General features: G+C 59.4%; 15 protein-coding genes and 1 pseudogene. 10 read left to right on the forward strand and 6 right to left on the reverse strand.

Going from position 1 to position 20153, the window contains the following annotated elements; all coding sequences use genetic code 11:
- Positions 1-69 precede the first annotated feature (69 nt).
- Together ACZ89R_RS21160 and ACZ89R_RS21165 are read right to left on the reverse strand one after the other, a co-directional pair.
- The gene (locus ACZ89R_RS21160; protein ID WP_123499794.1) at positions 70-702 is read right to left on the reverse strand and encodes a TetR family transcriptional regulator; all 633 of its coding nucleotides are present in this window, start codon (positions 700-702) and stop codon (positions 70-72) included.
- A gap of 156 nt (positions 703-858) precedes the next feature.
- The gene (locus ACZ89R_RS21165; protein ID WP_429544695.1) at positions 859-1371 is read right to left on the reverse strand and encodes a hypothetical protein; all 513 of its coding nucleotides are present in this window, start codon (positions 1369-1371) and stop codon (positions 859-861) included.
- 387 nt (positions 1372-1758) lie between these two features.
- On the opposite strand from ACZ89R_RS21165, the gene ACZ89R_RS21170 reads away from it, so the two are divergent.
- A complete protein-coding gene (locus ACZ89R_RS21170) occupies positions 1759-3834 on the forward strand; it encodes an AsmA family protein (RefSeq protein WP_429544694.1) in 2076 nt (691 codons plus the stop codon).
- Positions 3835-3973: 139 nt separating this feature from the next.
- On the opposite strand, the gene ACZ89R_RS21175 is transcribed toward ACZ89R_RS21170, so the two are convergent.
- Positions 3974-4918 carry a LysR substrate-binding domain-containing protein gene (locus tag ACZ89R_RS21175; protein WP_429544693.1) on the reverse strand — a complete coding sequence of 315 codons (945 nt, stop codon included), beginning with the start codon at positions 4916-4918 and terminating at the stop codon, positions 3974-3976.
- A 123-nt stretch (positions 4919-5041) separates the two neighbouring features.
- On the opposite strand from ACZ89R_RS21175, the gene ACZ89R_RS21180 reads away from it, so the two are divergent.
- The 3 genes from ACZ89R_RS21180 (at position 5042) to ACZ89R_RS21190 (ending at position 6983) form a co-directional block, all read left to right on the forward strand.
- Positions 5042-5680 (forward strand): FMN-dependent NADH-azoreductase, encoded by a 639-nt coding sequence (locus ACZ89R_RS21180; RefSeq protein WP_429544692.1) that lies wholly within the window; start codon positions 5042-5044, stop codon positions 5678-5680.
- Positions 5681-5986, forward strand: coding sequence for a DMT family transporter (locus ACZ89R_RS21185; RefSeq protein WP_007903452.1), 306 nt, complete (start codon positions 5681-5683; stop codon positions 5984-5986).
- Positions 5987-6092: 106 nt separating this feature from the next.
- Positions 6093-6983 (forward strand): alpha/beta fold hydrolase, encoded by an 891-nt coding sequence (locus ACZ89R_RS21190; protein WP_429544691.1) that lies wholly within the window; start codon positions 6093-6095, stop codon positions 6981-6983.
- A gap of 124 nt (positions 6984-7107) precedes the next feature.
- On the opposite strand, the gene ACZ89R_RS21195 is transcribed toward ACZ89R_RS21190, so the two are convergent.
- Positions 7108-7995 (reverse strand): DMT family transporter, encoded by an 888-nt coding sequence (locus ACZ89R_RS21195; RefSeq protein WP_429544690.1) that lies wholly within the window; start codon positions 7993-7995, stop codon positions 7108-7110.
- A 97-nt stretch (positions 7996-8092) separates the two neighbouring features.
- Here ACZ89R_RS21195 and ACZ89R_RS21200 point away from each other — a divergent pair, with 97 nt between their 5' ends.
- From ACZ89R_RS21200 to ACZ89R_RS21210, 3 genes are all read left to right on the forward strand, one after another.
- Positions 8093-8881, forward strand: coding sequence for an AraC family transcriptional regulator (locus tag ACZ89R_RS21200; protein WP_007903456.1), 789 nt, complete (start codon positions 8093-8095; stop codon positions 8879-8881).
- Between the two features lie 72 nt (positions 8882-8953).
- The gene (locus ACZ89R_RS21205; RefSeq protein ID WP_429544689.1) at positions 8954-9259 is read left to right on the forward strand and encodes a PsiF family protein; all 306 of its coding nucleotides are present in this window, start codon (positions 8954-8956) and stop codon (positions 9257-9259) included.
- Positions 9260-9425: 166 nt separating this feature from the next.
- Positions 9426-10439, forward strand: coding sequence for an AI-2E family transporter (locus tag ACZ89R_RS21210; protein ID WP_030128291.1), 1014 nt, complete (start codon positions 9426-9428; stop codon positions 10437-10439).
- Positions 10440-10599: 160 nt separating this feature from the next.
- On the opposite strand, the pseudogene ACZ89R_RS21215 reads toward ACZ89R_RS21210, so the two are convergent.
- Positions 10600-11875, reverse strand: a pseudogene (locus ACZ89R_RS21215) (Hsp70 family protein).
- A gap of 297 nt (positions 11876-12172) precedes the next feature.
- Here ACZ89R_RS21215 and ACZ89R_RS21220 point away from each other — a divergent pair.
- Both ACZ89R_RS21220 and ACZ89R_RS21225 read left to right on the forward strand, forming a co-directional pair.
- Complete coding sequence (locus ACZ89R_RS21220; protein WP_429544688.1) at positions 12173-13120, forward strand: DnaJ C-terminal domain-containing protein; 948 nt, start codon at positions 12173-12175, stop codon at positions 13118-13120.
- A gap of 24 nt (positions 13121-13144) precedes the next feature.
- Positions 13145-13450, forward strand: coding sequence for a chaperone modulator CbpM (locus ACZ89R_RS21225; protein WP_429544687.1), 306 nt, complete (start codon positions 13145-13147; stop codon positions 13448-13450).
- 27 nt (positions 13451-13477) lie between these two features.
- On the opposite strand, the gene ACZ89R_RS21230 is transcribed toward ACZ89R_RS21225, so the two are convergent.
- Positions 13478-14605 (reverse strand): sensor histidine kinase, encoded by a 1128-nt coding sequence (locus ACZ89R_RS21230; protein WP_429544686.1) that lies wholly within the window; start codon positions 14603-14605, stop codon positions 13478-13480.
- A 240-nt stretch (positions 14606-14845) separates the two neighbouring features.
- On the opposite strand from ACZ89R_RS21230, the gene ACZ89R_RS21235 reads away from it, so the two are divergent.
- A complete protein-coding gene (locus ACZ89R_RS21235; protein WP_429544685.1) occupies positions 14846-20104 on the forward strand; it encodes a dermonecrotic toxin domain-containing protein in 5259 nt (1752 codons plus the stop codon).
- The last annotated feature ends 49 nt before the right edge of the window (positions 20105-20153 follow it).

Below are 20153 nucleotides of genomic sequence, written 5' to 3' on the forward strand. Positions count from 1 at the left end.
TTCGGCAGCTCCTACAGGGAAATGCGATCCATGTAGGAGCTGCCGAAGGCTGCGATCTTTTTCTACGGGTTACTCGGTACTACCAAGCCCTTGCCAATGTTTGAGGCCAATAAAGATAAACCGCAACTGCTGAGTGATTTTCGCCTGAGGTGTCAGATGCTCCGGCAACGCCTGAGCCGGTGGATCGATGATGTCCGGCAAGGTGGCGAACACGCTTTTGACGATCAGATCAGCCATGACGCTCAAGCCTGCGATGTCCAGATGCTGCAGTTTCGGCATCAGCGACAAGTCCGCCGCCAGGTCCGAGCTGATGTCTTCGCGCAAGCGGCCAATGGCCTGGCGCACTGGCAGCGAGCCGCCGTACTGCTCGCGGGCAAGAAACAGGAACTGCGAGCGATTGGCGGTGACCACATCGAGAAAGATCCGCACCGAGGCGTCGATGATGCCGCCCATGACGAACTCGTTATGGCGCACCAGGCGAATAGTTTCACGAAAGGTCTGACCGACTTCGCTCACCAGCACCAGGCCCAGTTCATCCATGTCGGCGAAATGCCGGTAGAAACCGGTGGGTACGATCCCGGCGGTTCTGGTCACTTCGCGCAGGCTCAGGCTGCCGAATCCTCGGCCGCTTTCCATCAAGTGGCGGGCGGCGTCCATCAGGGCGTTGCGGGTCTGTTGTTTCTGTTCGGCGCGGGGCAGCATCGCAAGGGTGTTTTCTGGACAGGACAGCGGCGCACTCTAGCAAATCGGCTTCGCTGGCGTCGAACGACTATCGGGAGATCACGCGGGGAAATGCAGCGTCTATAAAGTCAAAAGCCCAATCCGGGGATTGGGCTTTTTTTCGGGGCCGCCATGGGCTTAGCTCACAGCGCTGTTGCGTTCGATCACACGGTCACCACCACCTTCAGCCAGGGTTTGACCTTGTGGAGTGCGATCGGAACCGTCAGCAGCCAGGGTTTGACCCTGTGGGGTGCGATCGGAACCGTCAGCAGCCAAGGTTTGACCCTGTGGAGTGCGGTCGGAACCGTCAGCAGCCAGGGTTTGACCCTGTGGAGTGCGATCGGAACCGTCAGCAGCCAGGGTTTGACCCTGTGGAGTGCGATCGGAACCGTCAGCAGCCAAGGTTTGACCTTGTGGAGTCTTGTCATAACCGCCTTCGGTGATCAGGCCTTTTTCTTTCAGGCGATCATTACCACCTTCGGCCAGGGTCTGACCTTGTGGTGTGCGGTCGGAACCATCAGCGGCAACGGTCTGGCTGAACACCGAGTGGCTGTCTTTGACTTGTGGAGTGGCCTGATCAGCGGCCGGCAAAGCAAAAGCAGTGCTGGCTAACATCGAGAGGGTCAGGCTAAGCAGTAATTCGCGTTTCATGATGGGTTGCTCCTTGGGAGGGCGATAAAGTGGGTACGAGGACAATGCTACTCTCGAGAAATCGATATAAAAGTTCATAACCGCAATGGTAATAATCAACAGAATTGATTGTTCGACCGCAGCGCTCTAGAACGGTTGTTTCCGGCGAGCTTTTTTGCACTGAGGTGGGTGTTTTCGACCCACTCTCGCTTCGCAAAAGTGCGGGTGCGGTAACGCCGGATGAGGGGGCAGGATGTCCCCGGCCGATTATTTGAGTGTTAAGTGCCTATTCGGTTAAACCTGCGCGCCATTTCCCAGTCCTAGATTTCATGGCAGGCCGGTTCTGGCCTAACGTTTCATCAATGCGTCGCTGTCGGGGCGCTCAGTCGTATTCAGGAGCCCTGTGCAATGACGCGCACTCGTAAAATTCTCGCCTGGACCTTTGCCAGCCTCGTTGTCCTGCTGGCCGTCCTGGTATTGATCATTGCGTTCTTCGATTGGAACCGGATCAAGCCGCCCCTGAACGCCAAAGTGTCCGAAGAACTGCATCGTCCGTTCGCCATCAATGGCAATCTTGCGGTGATCTGGCAGCGCCAGACTGACGAGGGCGGCTGGCGGGCCTGGGTGCCGTGGCCGCATGTAGTGGCTGAGGACCTGACCCTGGGCAATCCGGACTGGTCGAAACAACCGCAGATGGCCACCCTCAAACGCGTCGAACTGCGGATTTCGCCGCTGGCCTTGCTGGCGCAGCGGGTGGTGATCCCTCGTATCGACTTGAGCGAACCCAATGCCGACCTGCAGCGTCTGGCCGACGGCCGCGCCAACTGGACGTTCAAGTTCGACCCCAAAGACCCAAATGCCGAGCCTTCGAACTGGGTGCTGGATATCGGGGCCATCGGCTTCGACAAGGGCCAGGTCATGCTCGACGACCAGAAGCTGAAGACTCAGCTTGATCTGCTTATCGATCCGTTGGGCAAACCGATTCCGTTCAGCGACATTGTTGGCGACAAAGCGGCAAAAAAAACCCTTGAGAAGGGTGGTTCACCGCAGGATTACGCCTTCGCATGGAAGGTCAAAGGCCAATACCACGGTCAGAATCTCGCGGGCGAGGGCAAGACCGGCGGTTTGCTGGCTTTACAGGACGCCTCCAAGCCGTTTCCGCTTCAGGCGCAAATGAAGGTCGCCGACACCAGCGTCGAGCTGGCCGGTACGCTCACCGATCCATTGCACCTCGGCGCCCTGGATCTGCGCCTGAAACTGGCCGGTGCCAGCTTGGGTAATCTCTATCCGCTGATCGGCGTAACCCTGCCGGATACTCCGCCTTATGCCACCGACGGACACTTGATTGCCAAGCTGCAAGAGCCGGGCGGGGCGGTGTACCGCTATGAGGCGTTCAACGGCAAGATCGGCGAGAGTGACATCCATGGCAACCTGACCTACGTGGCGAGCCAGCCGAGGCCCAAACTCAGCGGGGCGCTGGAGTCCAATCAACTGCTGTTTACCGACCTGGCCCCATTGATCGGTGCCGATTCCAACGCCAGGAAAGAGGCCCGCGGCGGTGAAGGCAAGCAGCCGGCGGACAAGCTGCTACCGGTCGAGGAGTTCAGGACTGAACGTTGGCGCGACATGGACGCTGATGTGGAGTTCACCGGCAAACGCATCGTCCACAGCGCAAGACTGCCGTTCAACGATCTTTACGCTCATGTGGTACTGACCGATGGGGTGCTCAATCTGGAGCCTCTGCGTTTCGGCGTGGCGGGCGGCAATCTGGATGCGCAGATTCGTCTGGACGGGCGCACCGAGCCTTTGGAAGGCCGGGCCAAACTGACCGCGCGCAAGTTCAAGCTCAAGCAGCTGTTCCCCACCCTGGAGCGGATGAAAACCAGTTTCGGTGAGCTTAATGGCGACGCCGATCTTGTTGGTCGGGGCAACTCGGTAGCCAAACTGCTGGGCACTGCCGACGGCAATTTGAAGATGCTGATCAATGACGGCGCGATCAGTCGTGAGTTGATGGAGCTGGCGGGGCTCAACGTCGGCAACTATGTAGTGGGCAAGATCTTTGGCGACAAGGAAGTGAAGATCAACTGCGCGGCGGCCGATTTTGAGATCAAGGCCGGTCTGGCGACCACGCGGCTGTTCGTCTTCGATACCGAGAATGCAATCGTCTATGTCGACGGCACGGCGAACATGGCGACCGAGCAACTGGACCTGACTATCTCCCCGGAATCCAAGGGCTGGCGTTTGATTTCGCTGCGTTCGCCGCTGTATGTGCGAGGCAAGTTCATCAAGCCGGATGCGGGCGTGAAACCGGTGCCGTTAATGCTGCGCGGGGCCGGGATGGTTGCGCTGGGTGTGATTGCCGCGCCGGCGGCGGGCTTGCTGGCGCTGATAGCGCCCAGCGGTGGTGAGCCGAATCAGTGTGCGCCGTTGCTGGAGCAGATGAAGGCCGGGAAGGCGCCGGTGACGGTTAAACCCACCAAATAACTTTCGGCGTCTGTGAAGACGCTATCGCGAGCAGGCTCGCTCCCACAATGGACCTGTGTTTACAGGAAAATGTGGGAGCGAGCCTGCTCGCGATGGCGATATGCCCGACGCTACAGATCTTTCAGAATGCAATCGAAACCTACAGGGGAACGCGTTCTCCCGTAGGCGCTGCCGAAGGCTGCGATCTTGGCAATAGACCAGACAATCGAGCCTCCTCCTGCAACCACGCAAAAAATGCCCGCACCGGCGGATGCCGTTCGCGGCCCGGTACGCACAGTGCGCTGTATCCGGCCCCGTCGACCTGAATATCCCCTAGATAAGGCAGCAGTAAACCGCTGGCCACACTTTCCGACACCAGAATGTTGCTCGCCAGCACCAGGCCTTGTCCGGCGATGGCAGCTTGCAGGGCGTAATGCTCTTCGTCGTACTCACGCACCGCCGGTTGTTCGGTCAGCCAGGTTTCGCCGGATCGTGCACACCAAGCCTCCCAGCCATGGGCGTACAGCTTGGAGTTGTGCCAGCGCACACTGATGAGGGTCGGTACCCGACTGGGCGCCAGGGCCACTTGTTCAGGCGAGCCATAGACCCCGAAGGATTCGTCGAACAGGCACAAACCATATAGGTTCGGGTAATCGTCGAGGCTGTAACGCAGCGCCAGATCGACGCTGGCGTCCTGATGCAAATCGATCACTTCGCAGTGAGTATCCAGCCGCAGGCTGATGTTCGGATGTCGGGCGTAAAAGCGTCCCAGCCTTGGCACCAGCCAGAGGGCGGCGAACGCGGCTGTGGTGGAAATCGTCAGGTTCGTGCCGCTGCGTTGCGGGCGCAAGGTATCGACGCTTTGCGCCACTTCCAGCAGGGCACCGTGCAGGCTGCGGAACAGCCGTTCGCCGCACTCGGTGAGGCGCACCTGTCGTGGCAGTCGTTCGAACAACGGCACGCCGAGCCAGTTTTCCAGGGAGCGGATCTGATGGGAAACCGCCGTCGGCGTCACGGAGAGCTCTTCGGCGGCGGCCTTGAAACTCAACAGGCGCGAGGCGGATTCGAAGGCGCGCAGGGCGGTCAGCGGCAACGAAGCAAACATTTTAAAAACTCCATGGATGAAATGGATTCATCCAGACTGATTTTTGTTCATTTGAGGCCGAATAGCTACAGGCTTCAAGCTGCAAGCCACAAGCAGTCTGAGTTTAGTCTTCAGGAGATTGAGATGAGTAATATTCTTGCCATTCACGCCAGCCCCCGTGGCGAACGTTCTCATTCGCGGCGTCTGGCCGAGGTGTTTCTTTCCGCCTGGCAGGTCCGCAACCCACAGTCGCAATTGACCCGCCGTGAAGTCGGTCGGGCGTTGATTCCGGCCGTCAACGAAGCGTTTGTGGCAGCCGCTTTCCATCCGGAACCTGAAGCGCGACCGCTGTCGATGCAGGCCGACCTGGCACTGAGCGATGAATTGGTGGGGGAGTTGCTCGGCCATGATCTGTTGGTGATTTCCACCCCGATGTACAACTTCAGCGTGCCCAGCGGCCTCAAGGCCTGGATCGACCAGATCGTGCGGCTCGGGCTGACGTTCAATCACACCCTGGACAACGGTATCGCGCAGTACGAACCGCTGGTGCGGGGCAAGAAGGCGTTGATCGTCACCAGTCGCGGTGGGTTTGGTTTCGGCCCTGGCGGCGAACTTGAAGCGATGAACCATGCCGATCCGTTGCTGCGTACCGCTTTGGGTTTCATCGGCATCACCGACGTCACGGTCGTTGCCGCCGAGGGCGAAGAGTCCGCCGAACGCACCTTCCAGGTGTCCGTGGCCGAGGCCGAGCAGCGTCTGCTGGCGCTGGCCAGGGCGTTCTAGATGGCCTGGTTGTTCTTGCTGATCGCCGCCGGGTTTGAAGTCACCTTCGCCATGGGCATGAAGTACGCCGAAGGCTTCACCCGGCTCTGGCCCTCGGTGATTACGGTGGTGGCGGCGGTGGGCGGGATTTACTTTCTGACGTTGGCCATGCGCGAATTGCCGGTGAGCATCGCCTACCCGATCTGGACCGCCATCGGTTCACTGGGCACGGTGTTTCTGGGCTTTGCGTTGCTGGGCGAAAGCCTGACCGCGCTCAAGCTGGTGTCGGTCGGGCTGATCGTGGCGGGGGTGGTGGGGTTGAAGTAAGCGATGTCATAGACTGGTCGTTGAGTTGCCATCTTGGGTGACGATGCTTGGCTGACGCCTTGCATCCAGCCTTGCTTCATCTCACCGATCACAAGGATGTTCATCCATGTCGCAAGGTTCCGCCACGCGTTACCCGTTGGTATTGGTCCCGGGGATGCTCGGGTTTATCCGCTTGTTGCTCTATCCCTATTGGTACGGAATCATTTCGGCGCTGCGCCGGGATGGGGCGACCGTCATCGCGGTGCAGGTCTCGCCGCTCAACTCCACCGAGGTGCGCGGCGAACAATTATTGGCACGGATCGAGGAGATTTTGCGTGAAACCGGGGCCGAGAAAGTCAACCTGATCGGCCACAGCCAGGGCTCGCTGACCGCCCGTTACGCTGCGGCAAAACGCCCGGACCAGGTGGCTTCGGTGACTTCGGTGGCCGGGCCGAATCACGGCTCGGAGCTGGCGGACCATCTGCACACCCATTTTCCGGCTGACAGCGCCAAGGGCCGGCTCCTGAGCTTTTTACTGTGGTTGATCAGCGCGCTGATGTGCCTGCTGGAAACCGGCTATCGCGGGCCGAGACTGCCGGTGGATATCCCGGCATCGCATCAATCCCTGACCACCGCGGGCGTGGCGCTGTTCAATCAGCGTTATCCACAGGGGCTGCCCGAAACCTGGGGCGGGCACGGCCCGGAAGTGGTCAATGGCGTGCGTTATTACTCCTGGTCCGGGACTTTACAACCGGGCAAGACCGATCGCGGGTGCAACCTGTTCGACGGGACCAATCGCAGTTGCCGGTTGTTTGCCAGGACCTTCGTGCGTGAGGCGGGGCATTGCGATGGGATGGTTGGGCGTTACAGCTCGCATTTGGGGACGGTGATCGGTGATGAATACCCGATGGATCACTTCGATATCGTCAACCAATCGCTGGGGTTGGTGGGCAAGGGCGCTGAGCCGGTGCGGTTATTTGTCGAGCATGCGGCGCGGTTGAAAGCGGCCGGGGTTTAGCAGTCAAACCGCGTTATCGTTCATCGCGAGCAGGCTCGCTCCCACACTGGATATGCTGTGAGCACATAATTTGTGAACACCAGAGATCAACTGTGGGAGCGAGCCTGCTCGCGATGGCGCTAGATCAGGCAACGCGGATTTTACGGCCCAACACTGTCGTCCAGCGCTCCGACAAAATCACCCCACCCAACGTCAGCACCCCACCCACCAGGTGATACAGCGCCAACTGCTCATGCAGCACCACCGCCGCAATCAGCGCCGTAATCAACGGCAGCAGATTGAAAAACAGCGTGGTCCGGCTCGGCCCCAGGCGCACCACGGCCTGCATCCACGCCAATGGCGCAAGCATCGAGGCCAGCAGGCAGGCGTAGAGCACCAGCGGGATGTTCTGCAGGGTCGGGCCGACTTTCGGTGAGGCGAGGAACAGCGGAAACAGCACCACCACCGCGACCAACACCTGTAAATACAACAACACTAGCGGCGGCAAACGCAGCTGCCATTTTTTCAGCAGGGTGCTGTAAATCGCATACGCCAGCGTGGCGATCAGCATCATCGCGTCACCCAGGTTCACCCCGTGTTCCAGCAACGCGCCAAGGCTGCCGGACGACACCACCACCAAAACACCCGCAAACGACAATACCGCGCCGGCCAGTGCACCGGCGGTCAGGCGTTGGCCGAGGCTGACAATCGCCATGGCCAGCGACATCAACGGCATCAGCGACAAAATGATCCCCATGTTGGTGGCCGAAGTCAGCGTCGCAGCGAAGTAAGCCAGGCTTTGATAAACCGCCATACCGAGTACGCCGAGGATGAAAATCCTGCCAAGGTTCGGGCGGATCAACGACCAGTGGGCGATCACCGGTTTAAGCATGAAAGGCGTGAACAGCATTGCGGCCAGCAGCCAGCGGTAGAAACCGATTTCGGCGGGAAAGATCGCGCCGACCGCGAGTTTGTTGATCACGGTGTTGCCGGCCCAAATGAAAATGGCCAGCAGGGGATAAGCGTATAGCATCGGGGAAAACCAGAACGTTAATGAAGGGTGATTATCCGCTTGTCTGAATCAATGCCTATACTTCGATCCAGACAATCTGCCTCTGATTCCGGACAGCATGAACAGCAAACACATCGACCTGCTGGATTTCAGCGAGCTGCCGGCCCCGGTCTATTTCCGTTATGCCGACTTCAACACCCATGAATACGCCTCGGCCCACCATCACCCTTGGGGCACCCTCGAGTATTCGGCCAATGGGGTCTTGCACATGGAAATCGGCAGCCGCCGCTTCATGTCGCCGCCGCAATACGCGGTGTGGGTGCCGCCCGGGACCGAGCACAGTTTCTATAGCAATCAGCCGATCAACTATCGCGCGGTCTGCCTTGCGCCGGCGCTGTGCCGCGATCTGCCGCAGCAGGCCTGCACCCTGGCGATCAGCGACATTCTCAAGGCGATCCTGAAAGACTTCGCCGCCCGCGATGTGAAAATTCCCGAGCACGATGCAGACAAGCGACTGGCTCAAGTGCTGGTGGACCAACTGCAACAGGCGCCGATGCATGAGTGTTACTTGCCCTACGCCAGCAGCACCGGGCTGCTCGCAATCCTCGAAGCCTTGCAGACCGAGCCTGGGGATAACCGGCCATTGGCGCACTGGGCCGCGCAAATTCACGTCAGCGAACGCACGTTGGCCCGGCAGTTTGTTCGGGAGTTGGGTATGAGTTTCGGTGAGTGGCGGCAACGGTTGCGGTTTCTGGCGGCGATCGAGGCGCTGGACAGCCAGCGCAGCATTCAGGAAATCGCCTTCGACATGGGGTACAGCACCGGCTCGGCCTTTATCGCGATGTTTCAACGTCAGGCCGGGTGCACACCTGAGCAATATCGACGCAGCCATCTCGACAGCAGGTGAACGTGTAACAGGCTTTGTCTACACTCCGAAACGAGGCCGCATCCATCGGTGCGGCAACAAGGAGAACACTCCATGAAGATGTTGCGTGCCCCGTTGTTGATGGTCGGTTTGCTGCTCTGCTCCCAGGGTTTCGCCGCCACTGCCCAACAGAACAAAATGACCACCTGCAATGCCGAGGCTACCGCCAAAAGCCTCAAGGGCGACGAGCGCAAAGCCTTCATGAGCACCTGCCTCAAAGCCGCGCCGGCCGCCGATGCCGCCAAGCCCATGACCCCTCAACAAGAAAAGATGAAAACCTGCAACGCCACCGCCGCCACCCAGGCCCTCACGGGTGATGCACGCAAAGCCTTCATGAGCGATTGCCTGAAGAAAAAATAAGCATGGTGGGAGCGAGCCTGCTCGCGATGCAGGCGACTCAGTATCACGAAGGACCGCGGTGATGCTATCGCGAGCAGGCTCGCTCCCACAGGTTCGTGTTTGCTCGCTTCGGAGCCGGAACGCTGGCAGACTGCCAATCCTTTTACGTCGTTCGTTTTGAGGCTGTATGTCAGCGTTTTCTCAGCGTCAGGTCTTGTTGCTTATCAGCTGGGTCATCATTTTTGGTGGTTTGCTGCTGGTGCTCCCTCTGCGATTACTGCCCAGCCTGCTGGCCGGGTTGTTGGTGTTTGAACTGGTCAACATGCTCACGCCGCAATTGCAGCGGCTGATCGAAGGCCGCCGTGCGCGCTGGCTGGCGGTGGCGTTGCTGGGGACATTGGTGGTCAGCGTGCTGGCGCTGATCTTTGCCGGTGCGATCAGTTTTCTGCTGCACGAGGCAGAAAACCCTGGTGCTTCTCTCGACAAATTCATGGTCGTGGTCGACCGCGCGCGCGGACAGTTGCCGCCGTTCATCGACGCTTATCTACCGGCCAGTGCCGCCGAGTTTCGCGTGGCCATCGGTCAGTGGATGAGCAAGCACCTCAGCGACTTGCAACTGGTGGGCAAGGACGCGGCACACATGTTCGTGACGCTGCTGATCGGCATGGTGCTGGGGGCGATCATCGCCTTGCAGCGAGCGCCGGATGTGACCAAGCGCAAACCGTTGGCCGCGGCGCTGTTCGACCGTTTGCACCTGTTGGTCCAGGCGTTTCGCAACATCGTTTTCGCCCAGATCAAGATTTCCCTGCTCAATACCTTCTTCACCGGGATTTTCCTGGCGGTGGTCCTGCCGATGTTCGGGATCAAGCTGCCGCTGACCAAAACCCTGATCGTGCTGACCTTCCTGCTCGGCCTGCTGCCGGTGATCGGCAACCTGATGTCGAACACCCTGATCACCATCGTCGGTTTGTCGCTATCGATCTGGGTGGCGGTGGCGGCGCTGGGTTACCTGATTGTTATCCACAAGCTCGAATACTTCCTCAACGCGCGCATCGTCGGCGGGCAGATCAGTGCCAAGTCGTGGGAGTTGCTGCTGGCAATGCTGGTGTTCGAAGCCGCGTTCGGCCTGCCGGGGGTGGTGGCGGGGCCGATTTATTACGCGTATCTGAAGAGTGAGTTGAAGCAGGTGGGGATGGTTTGATCCAGTGTTGATCTAATTGTGGCGAGGGAGCTTGCTCCCGTTCGGGTGCGCAGCAGCCGCAAAACCAGCGTATGCGGTGCACCTGACGAAATGGTTTGAATGGTTTCAGGGCTGCTGCGCAGCCCAACGGGAGCAAGCTCCCTCGCCACAGGGTTTCAGGTCAATCCATCGGGCCGTAACGCTTGGCCGCCTCGATCGCCAACCCGCTGCCGATGCTGCCGAAGATGTTCCCTTCCACATGCCGCGCATTCGGCAACATCGCTGAGACGCTGTTGCGCAGCGCCGGGATTCCGCTCGAACCGCCGGTAAAGAACACGGTGTCCACCTGATCGACCCGCACATTGGCGTCTGCCAGCAATTGGGTCACGCTGTTGCGCACCCGCTCCAGCAGATTGTCGATGGCTGATTCGAACAGTGCCCGGCTCAATTCCACGCTCAAACCCGGCTCGATCCGATCCAGTGGCACATGGCGGCTATCGGCGTGGGTCAGCTGGATCTTGGTTTCTTCCACTTCCATGGCTAGCCAGTGGCCGGCGCGCTGGTCGATCAGCTTGAACAGGCGATCGATGCCGCCAGTGTCCTCGATGTCGTAACGCATGCTGCCCAGGGCCAGGGTCGACTTCTGCGAGTACACCGAGTTGATGGTGTGCCAGGTCGCCAGGTTCATGTGGTGGCTGGTGGGCATGTAGGCGCCGCTTTTCATGCGGCTGCCGTAGCCGAACAGCGGCATCAGGCCTTGCAGGCTCAGCTGCTTGTCGAAATCGGTCCCGCCGATGTGCACGCCACCGGTGGCGAGAATGTCGTCGTGACGGTTGGTCGTGGTTGCGGCGCTCAGGCGACAGGCGCACCAGCGAGAAGTCCGAGGTACCACCACCAATGTCCACAATCAGGACAAGCTCTTCTTTTTCGATGGTCGACTCATAGTCGAACGCCGCCGCAATCGGCTCGTACTGGAACGAGACGTCCTTGAAGCCGATGGCGCGGGCTACATCTACCAGGGTGTTTTCTGCTTCCTGGTCGGCCATTTCATCGTCATCGACGAAAAACACTGGCCGGCCCAGCACCACTTCCTCGAATTCCCGACCGGCAGCGGCTTCGGCACGCTTCTTCAACTGGCCGATGAACAGGCCGAGCAGGTCCTTGAACGGCATCGCCGTGCCGAGGACGCTGGTGTCGTGCTTGATCAGTTTGGAACCCAGCAGGCTCTTGAGCGAGCGCATCAGCCGGCCTTCATAGCCTTCCAGGTACTCGTGCAGCGCCAGCCGGCCGTACACCGGGCGGCGTTCTTCCATATTGAAGAAGACCACCGAGGGCAGGGTGATCTTGTCGTCCTCCAGCGCGATCAGCGTTTCCATGCCGGGGCGCAGCCAGCCGACGGTGGAGTTGGATGTGCCGAAGTCGATACCACAGGCACGGGCTGGAGATGCGTTTTTCATGTCTTTCAAGTTCCGGTTAAAAAACGGCCGCGCAGTGTATGTCAGTGCGGCGAAGATTCGTAGGCCGACTATCCGTTAAATCGCAGCGCTCAGCGCTTGAAAGATACCCAATCACCCCCAAACTTCCCTGCATAGACTTGGCAACCCCTGGGGCGACTGCAAGAACCGCGCCCTGCTGCCGATAAACTTCTGATGCGCTGCCCGGTCACAACCTTGAGATCGGTCAATCCAAACGCTGCAAACAAGAGCATGCTGTGCCTGGCTGCGCGATTTCGATAATGGATGGTGATTCCCTCGATGGACTTCAAAGACTATTACAAGATTCTCGGTGTGGAGCCGACCGCGGACGATAAGGCGATCAAGGCCGCCTATCGAAAGCTGGCGCGCAAATACCACCCCGACGTCAGCAAGGAAAAGGACGCCGAGGCCAAATTCAAGGACGCTTCGGAAGCCTATGAAGCGCTGAAAAGCGCCGACAAGCGCGCCGAATACGACGACTTGCGCAAATACGGCCACCACGGTCAGCCCTTTCAGGGCCCACCGGGTTGGCAGAGCCGCGGTGGTTTCGGGGGGGGTGGTCAGGATACGGGCGATTTCTCGGACTTTTTCAGTTCGATCTTCGGCAACCGTGGTCCGGGTTTCGGTGGTGGTGGACGGTCGGGCCATAGCGCCGGACGTCGAGGGCAAGACGTGGAAATGGAATTACCGGTTTTTCTGGAAGAAACCCTCTCGACCGAATCGAAGAAAGTCAGCTTCCAGGTGCCGCATTACAACGCGGCCGGCCAGCACGTCAGCAACACCAGCAAAAGCCTGAACGTGAAGATCCCCGCTGGTGTGACCGATGGCGAGCGCATCCGCCTCAAGGGCCAGGGCGCTCCGGGCATCGGTGGCGGACCCAATGGCGACTTGTACCTGACCATCCGTTTTGCGCCACACCCCAAATTCGACGTCGAAGGCGAGAACCTGATCATCACCTTGCCGCTGGCTCCGTGGGAGCTGGCGCTGGGGACCGAAGTCGCGGTGCCGACCCTGACCGGCAAGATCAACCTCAAGGTTCCGGCCGGTAGCCAGAATGGCCAGCGCATGCGCGCCAAGGGCCACGGCCTGCTGCACAAGGCCGGCCACCGTGGCTACCTGTTCGTGCAGCTCAAGGCAGTGATGCCGAAAAAACTCGACCATGACGTCAAAGAATTGTGGGAGGAACTGGCGAAAAAAGCCGCTTTCGATCCGCGAGAGAACTTTTGATTCTGAGATAAGGAGTAGCCAATCATGAGCGAGCCCGTGATCGTTCTATTGGACCTTGCGGAATTCTGCGAGGCGACCGAACTGTCGGACGTGCATGTGATCGAGATCGTCGAACACGGCATCCTCGAACCTCAGGGAGCACAGCCCAAGGATTGGCGTTTCACCGATTATGAGCTGCTGCTGGCCAAGCGCGCTGCCAAGCTGCGGCGCGATCTGGAGCTGGAGTGGGAAGGCGTCGCCCTGGCGCTGGATCTGCTGGAAGAAGTCCAGCAACTGCGGGCCGAGAACCGCATGCTCAAGCAGCGGTTGGGGCGGTTGGTGGTCGAATAGCTATAAACGCAACTGTGGCGAGGGGGCTCAGACCTTCCTGGGCAACACCACGGTAAACAACGTGCCATCGGCCTCATTGGAGCTGACCTCGATCGTCCCTTGATGGGCCTTGACCACTTCCTTGACGATGAACAGTCCCAGACCAAGGCTGGTGGTCGGCCCGTTGAGCGCTTCGTTGGCACTGCGTACCAGCGGATCGAAGATCGTGGGGAGCGCCTCGGGTGGAATCGGCGCACCGTCGTTGTGCACGGTGAGCCGAACGCTGTCCGCTTCGCCCCTGAGGGTCAGCTTGACCGCGTTGTTGCTCGAACCGTGTTGCAAGGCATTGCCGATCAGGTTCTGCAGCATCTGATCGAGCCTTCGGCCATCCCACACACCTTGGGTGTCGCCTTCGATGCTCAATGTCGGAACGCATTGCGGATGAGCAGCGCAGGCCTGGGCAATCGCTTCACGCGCCGTATCGGCCAGATCCATGGGCGCCGGTTCGATCGGCAGGCTCTTACCCAGGCGACTGCGGACCAGCTCCAGCAAATCGCCAATCATCACCGCCATGTGGCGGGTGCCACGCTTGATGTGGAGCGCGCAGGTCAATGCGTCGCCCTCAAGGTTGGTTTTACGCATCAGGATTTCGGTGGACATGCTCACCGCTTGCAGCGGTGCGCGCAGGTCATGGCCGAGAATTGCCAGAAAAATGTCCCGGGAATGATTGACCTGCTCGGCATAGGCCGCCGTGGATTCGGCCAGGGCTTCGTCGATGGCTTCGTTGAAACGGATCATGTCCTGGAAATAGGCGATGTCGGGGGAGTCCAGGCTGTTGACCCACAAGCGGATCACGCAGGCGCGCAGATGACGGAACTCGCTGGTCATCTGTACCAGGTCAAACCCCACGGTATGCCGCAGCTCGCCATGGCTGGCGCCGGCTTCGTCCAGGCTCGGGGTCTTTTCCGGGCCTTCGCCACGGGCTTTGGCCAGCTGCTCGCTGGCGCTCTGGGGCTTGGTCATGTCCCGCGCAGCCGCCAGCAGGATCGACCTTGAATGGTCACGCAGTGCGGTGCGATCCATGGATTCGGCGGCAGGGGTGATGGTTTTGGCGAATTGCTCCCATTCATCGACGATGCGGTCAACGTGTAACACGATGAATTCGGAAAGGCGCATGGCGGTTACCTGAGTGCGAGACAGCGAGTCGCATAGTAGCGCTTTTGACTGCGAAAAGAAGACCGCTCACCGGTTGGCATAGGCCCGGGGCTGCGTGGTGGTATCTGTGTATTTTCGGCCACATGATTTTCGAAGGGTCCAGTGCCTTTTCAAGGGGGGCTTACCCGATATTTGGTCTTTTGTTTTGGCCGAGGGTGAATAAGCTGTTGATTCCCGACCTGACAGCAAGGTGATTGAACAGTGGCTGATTTGCATGGAAGCAATTCGCTGGAATCTGAAGCATCTCAAATCGAAAACAACGGCAGGCATTACAGTCGCGTACTCGGTGTTATCCCGGACTCGATCAGGCGCGCATCGGCGCCAAGGTTGAAAGCCCTGACGGAGCTGGATCCACAGACTCCCGATTGGTATGGCGAGGCGCGAGCCATTGACCGCCAACAGCTTAAAGCACTGATTGAACGGCGCTGGCGCTTGCAGGCCGTGCTGGACAAGACGCTGGCTGATTTGCAACAGGAGATAAAGACATTCGCCGAGCCTCTGCTCGGTTCGTTATTAAAAGAAAACTTTAATGTGGTCGAAAACGTTGATGATTGGGTCGTGCAACTTGAAGTGCCGAGCAAGATTATCTTCGGCATCGATACCGGCGCCAGTCGCGTCCGGTCATCTACCTTGTTGGAGGCGGCATTACATAATTTCGAAACGTCAGAAACCGAGGAAGATGCATGGCGCAGCAGCTCGGGTATCTATCGCAGGGATGCCCGTGGCGTTCTTGCGCGGGTCCCGCAGATCACGTTGCCAAGGTTTGCGTCGTTATGCCGAAGTCTGAATATTGGTGAGCAATACCAGCAACACATCAAATCCATCCTGTTGCCCGCAACACCCATGGCGCAGCGAGCCTTGCAGCAAGATTGCGTCGCCAGCGAGAAGGCAGCCTTTCAGGTGGCGGCGCTGGTTGCCCGGTTGAAGGGCGATATCAGCGATCACGCCTACGCCAAACTGTGCGACGTCTGTGAGAACCGCGCGGGTATCATGTTGTACGACCGCCCGTTGCACGCTCATCGTTTATCGCTGATGGGTTTCAGGTTGACCGGCATCGTGTTGTTCAGCGCGGTCAGCGAACCGTCGCAGATCAAACGCGCCATAGATGCTCTGACCCCCGTCACCTTGAAGTTCTGGCTGGACTGGTCGCAGCGCATTCCAATATTGCCAGGGCAAGAATACGAGCAATACAAACTGTTGCAGGCGTTCTTTGCCAATGGTGCGCAGGGTGTGGACGATGAACTGTTGCGCAGAGAAGAAATTTACCGGCAGAGCCGTTTATCCGGTCCGCTGATCGCCTATGTGCCAGAGGATCCGCAACAGCCGTTGAAGGAATACTCATCGCTGGCCGCGTTCATGACAACCCTGCTCGGTCAGTTGCGAAATACCGGGTACCAGACCTTTTTCAGCCGATTTGTGGCACACAAAGATAAAGGGCACTTTTTTGCCCGGGTCAACGAACGCCTCACGACCTTCACCTGGCAGCAGCGCGAACCTCTCGACATGGGCCCGTGGTGGCGCGAAACGGCGGTCGAGAACCCCAACGCAGAACCGTTCACCAATCTCGTTACCGGTGAGTTGTGGCAGACACTGTTTCTCGAACGCCGTGACAAGGCCATTGCCGATGCGCGATGCATCGCCGTGCCGACCGACGACGAAGACGCCACCGCCCGCTTCAAACGCTTGACCAGCTATCTGTCGGTTGGCTGGAACCTCTTCAATTTCACCGCGATGCTGGTGCCCGGTCTTGGCGAAGCCATGCTGGGAATCATGGTCGCGCAGATGCTCGCGGAACTGGCCGAGGGCATCGAAGACTGGAGTAAGGGTGATAAGGCGCAGGCCTCGGCGTACATCAACGGCGTGTTGATCAACTTTGCGCAGTTGGCGCTCATGGGCGCCGGGCACGTTTTGCCCAGCGGCAGGCTGGCCCCGATCAACATCTCGCCATTTGTCGAAGATCTCAAACCGGTGGAGGTGGCCGGCAAGGAGCGGTTGTGGAACCCGGACCTGAAACCCTATGAACAAGCGATGGTCTTGCCGGTGGATGCACCGGTCAGCGAAGAGGGCCTGTTCCGGTATCAAGAACAGGACCTGCTGCGGCTCGACGACAAATGCTATGCGCTGATGCAGGATCCGGAGACCGGGCAGCATCGCCTCCAGCATCCGAGCCGGCCCGATGCTTATCAGCCGCTGCTGGAGCACAACGGCGCCGGCAGCTGGAAGACCGAGCTCGATCAACCGCTTGAATGGGACAAGAGCCGGTTGCTCCGGCGTCTGGGGGCTTCAATGGATAGGTTCTCCGATGAAACCCTGGAACACATATCGGTCGTCAGCGGCGTGCATGAGGATAGGCTGCGCTGGCTCCACGTGGAGCACGAAACGCCGCCCGCCTCATTGCGCGACACGCTTAAGCGCTTTAACGCGTATGCCGATGCCGAGGATTGCGCAGGACGAATTCTCGGCAATCGGATCGATGACGAATGGGCTGAGCTTGTACCGCGGTTCATGACTGAGGTGCGGGGCTGGCCCGAGGGCAAGGCCATCGAGATTTTCGATGCAGAGAATCTGTCAGGCTCGTCGATCAAGGAGGGTTTTGCCAGTGCGTTACCGGCGCATACATTGCGAATGAGCCGACAAGAGCTTGTCGCCGGAATGTTACCTGAGCGGGTTGTCGAGTTCCTTGATGAGCATGAGCTTCGTGAACTCCTTGGCCAATGGCTGGGCGGTGACCGTCAGGCGCGTATCAAGGGCACCCGAGAGCTGCTTGGCGGGCAGGCACGACAATCGCAAAGACGACTTTTCGATTACCTGTATTCGCGTCGCGAACGCTCGGACAATCTGTTGGTGCGACGGCTCAAAAGCGACTATCCGGATCTGTCGATCAGCATGGCAGAGGATCTGTTGCGTCATGCAGATCCCGCGGACTTGCAACATTTGAACGAGAAACAACGCACGCCCCTGAACCTGGCACAACAGGCCCGACACGCGGAGCAGCAAATACGCTTGGCTCGCGCTTATGAAGGGCTATACCTCAAAGAACTGTACAGCACCGACACGACCCGGCTGGCCTTGCACTCGCTTGAGACCCTGCCAGGCTGGCCGAGTGATCTGCGGCTGGAAATTCGCGAATACTCGGCTCAAGGCCGGTTATTCGACAGTATCGGCCCGGTGGACGCACCGATGCGCAAGCTGTTGATTCTCGGGGAAGACGGCCAATACCAGGCTCGGGATGCGCTCGATCAGCACCTGCATGGTGACGACACACTGTATGCCGCGGTGCTGCACGCGTTACCCGATACCCAGCGCACGACCCTGGGCTTTGATATCCACGAGGCGCAACGGCTGGAAAACAGGATCCAGGCACATCCGCTGGCGCGCAACCGATTTGAGCCTGTATTGCTGGAAAACCCTGTTCTCAAGCCTTTTTATGATCCGGCCATCATGCGTCTTCGTGGCGGTATGCAAAGTTACGCACAGCAAGCACCGCACGGTTTGGGCTTGCGTCGTCGAGCCTGTTCGCTATATCCGGGGTTCACACAAGAGCAGGTCGAAACCTTGCTGGCGGGGTTCACTCGGAATGGCGGCTCGGCGCATGAGCGTCTTACAGCGTTGGAGGTTGAGTTCAATCAGTTGAACCGGGCGCTGCAACGCTGGCTGAAATCGCCCACCGCCTCGTTTCGATTCAGCTCGGCGGGCCTGGCGGAGGGGCGGTCGCGAAACCTGCTCTATAAAGCGATCAGGCAATGCTGGCGCCGAGCCGGGCCACCGGGACCCGAGGCAGCGGGTGTGGTTCTGCCCCAGGCATTGTTGCTGGATAACACTCCAATGATGGGTCGCCACCTGGCGACCCTGCCGAAGCTGGAAGCCAACTTCGACCATGTCACCATGCTGAGCCTGAGCAATGGCGAGCTCACTGCGCAGGCTGAGCCTTTTTTGGAGGCGTTCCATCGGGTCAGGCAGCTCAACCTGCAAGGCAATCGGCTGACCACTATTCCGCAGGCGGTCAGTGACATGAGCCATCTCACCGATCTGTACCTCAATGACAACCGCATCGAACTGGATGTGCTGGCGGTCGCACGTCTGAAGAGGTTGACCCGCCTGAGGTCTTTAGACTTGAGCGGCAACCCGTTGAAGCTCACCCCTGACGTCAGTCGGATGCCAGGCCTGCAGACACTGTTGCTAAGCGAGACGGGTCTGGACAGTTGGCCCGTAGGTCTGTTTTCCCGGCCGCGCCCCCACAATATTCATCTGGATTTGCGCTATAACCCGATCACTCGGGTACCGGATGTCGCTCCCGGCTCATTTCGCGCCGAATTGTTGGCGCGCACATTGATCAGTCAAGAGCCGCGCTGGATCTCGCCGGACAATCTGAACACCCTCAGGTTATACATCGAGTCGGTCGGCCTGGACCCCGAGCGTCTGTATCCGCCCCGAGGCACGCTGGACAGTTTGGAGTGGTCTCAGGGGCTGACGGAGTCGCAATGGCTGGCCGGGCAGAAAGTCTGGTACGACGTTGAGGATGAATTCGACTCGCTACCGTTCTTCAATGAAATCCGCAGGCTCACCCAGTCCGCCGACTTCACTGCCGGCGGCGCCTATCGGGTGGACTTGACCGCCAAGGTCTGGCGGATGCTCGAGGCCATGGCACAGAACAGCGAACTGCGGGTCAGGTTGTTCGCCGAAGCCGCTGCGCCCACCGAATGCGTGGACGGTGGGACGCAACTGTTCAACGCCATGGGGGTGCAGGTGTTGATCCATGAGGCCTATGCCCTGGGGCGTCTGGACCTGATCGAACCACAATTGCTGGAACTGGCGCTGGGCAAGTCTCGCCTCGATGAGATCGGCGCCATCGCCCGTCAACGGGTCGCCGCGCGGGTGGCGGCAGGCGAGCAGTTCCGGCGGGTTGACGAACATGACAATGTCACCGGCACGATCGATGAAGTGGAAGTCCACTTGGCCTACATGACCGACCTGGCCGAGCGTCTGTCTCTGCCATGGCAGGCCCGGGGCATGCAGTTTCGCAAGATCGCCGGGGTGACCCGGCAGATGATTGACGCGGCGTTCGAGCGGATCGTGGCGCTGGAGGAAGGTGATCTGCTGCTGGATCGGTTGCTTGAGCAACCTGTCTGGAAAACCTGGCTGGAGACTTCGTACCCTGATGAACTGAATGGCTTGAAACGACGGATTGACGCCATCACCGAGTTACAGGAGGCGTTGCTACGTCGGGCCGAGGCGGTTGCCCCGAAGGCGAAGTCTGCCCTGGATGTGCAGGTCAACCAGTTGTGTCGCGAGTTGGGCAACGACGAAAACGACTTCGCCGAGGGTCAGCTCATGAGTGACGATGACTACACCCAGACGCTGGAGGACATCGATCAGCAAATCAGGCAACGGTTGAGAATACTGACCCGGCAAGCGATGGATCGGGCCCGCTTAGCGCTGCTTGGGGTTACACACCGTTAGCAATGCGGGCAAAACCAAAGGCCTCGACACAGATGTTCGAGGCCTTTGC

The sequence above is a fragment of the Pseudomonas sp. TE3728 genome (assembly GCF_056279145.1).

Excerpts from the sequence above, each read along its gene's own strand:
- ACZ89R_RS21200 (WP_007903456.1), top strand. The coding sequence starts at position 8,093 with ATGAACAGCAAACACATCGACCTGCTGGATTTCAGCGAGCTGCCGGCC.
- ACZ89R_RS21210 (WP_030128291.1), top strand. The coding sequence starts at position 9,426 with ATGTCAGCGTTTTCTCAGCGTCAGGTCTTGTTGCTTATCAGCTGGGTC.
- ACZ89R_RS21185 (WP_007903452.1), top strand. The coding sequence starts at position 5,681 with ATGGCCTGGTTGTTCTTGCTGATCGCCGCCGGGTTTGAAGTCACCTTC.
- ACZ89R_RS21230 (WP_429544686.1), bottom strand. The coding sequence starts at position 14,605 with ATGCGCCTTTCCGAATTCATCGTGTTACACGTTGACCGCATCGTCGAT.
- ACZ89R_RS21165 (WP_429544695.1), bottom strand. The coding sequence starts at position 1,371 with ATGAAACGCGAATTACTGCTTAGCCTGACCCTCTCGATGTTAGCCAGC.
- ACZ89R_RS21180 (WP_429544692.1), top strand. The coding sequence starts at position 5,042 with ATGAGTAATATTCTTGCCATTCACGCCAGCCCCCGTGGCGAACGTTCT.
- ACZ89R_RS21195 (WP_429544690.1), bottom strand. The coding sequence starts at position 7,995 with ATGCTATACGCTTATCCCCTGCTGGCCATTTTCATTTGGGCCGGCAAC.
- ACZ89R_RS21170 (WP_429544694.1), top strand. The coding sequence starts at position 1,759 with ATGACGCGCACTCGTAAAATTCTCGCCTGGACCTTTGCCAGCCTCGTT.
- ACZ89R_RS21205 (WP_429544689.1), top strand. The coding sequence starts at position 8,954 with ATGAAGATGTTGCGTGCCCCGTTGTTGATGGTCGGTTTGCTGCTCTGC.
- ACZ89R_RS21190 (WP_429544691.1), top strand. The coding sequence starts at position 6,093 with ATGTCGCAAGGTTCCGCCACGCGTTACCCGTTGGTATTGGTCCCGGGG.
- ACZ89R_RS21160 (WP_123499794.1), bottom strand. The coding sequence starts at position 702 with ATGCTGCCCCGCGCCGAACAGAAACAACAGACCCGCAACGCCCTGATG.
- ACZ89R_RS21175 (WP_429544693.1), bottom strand. The coding sequence starts at position 4,918 with ATGTTTGCTTCGTTGCCGCTGACCGCCCTGCGCGCCTTCGAATCCGCC.
- ACZ89R_RS21220 (WP_429544688.1), top strand. The coding sequence starts at position 12,173 with ATGGACTTCAAAGACTATTACAAGATTCTCGGTGTGGAGCCGACCGCG.
- ACZ89R_RS21225 (WP_429544687.1), top strand. The coding sequence starts at position 13,145 with ATGAGCGAGCCCGTGATCGTTCTATTGGACCTTGCGGAATTCTGCGAG.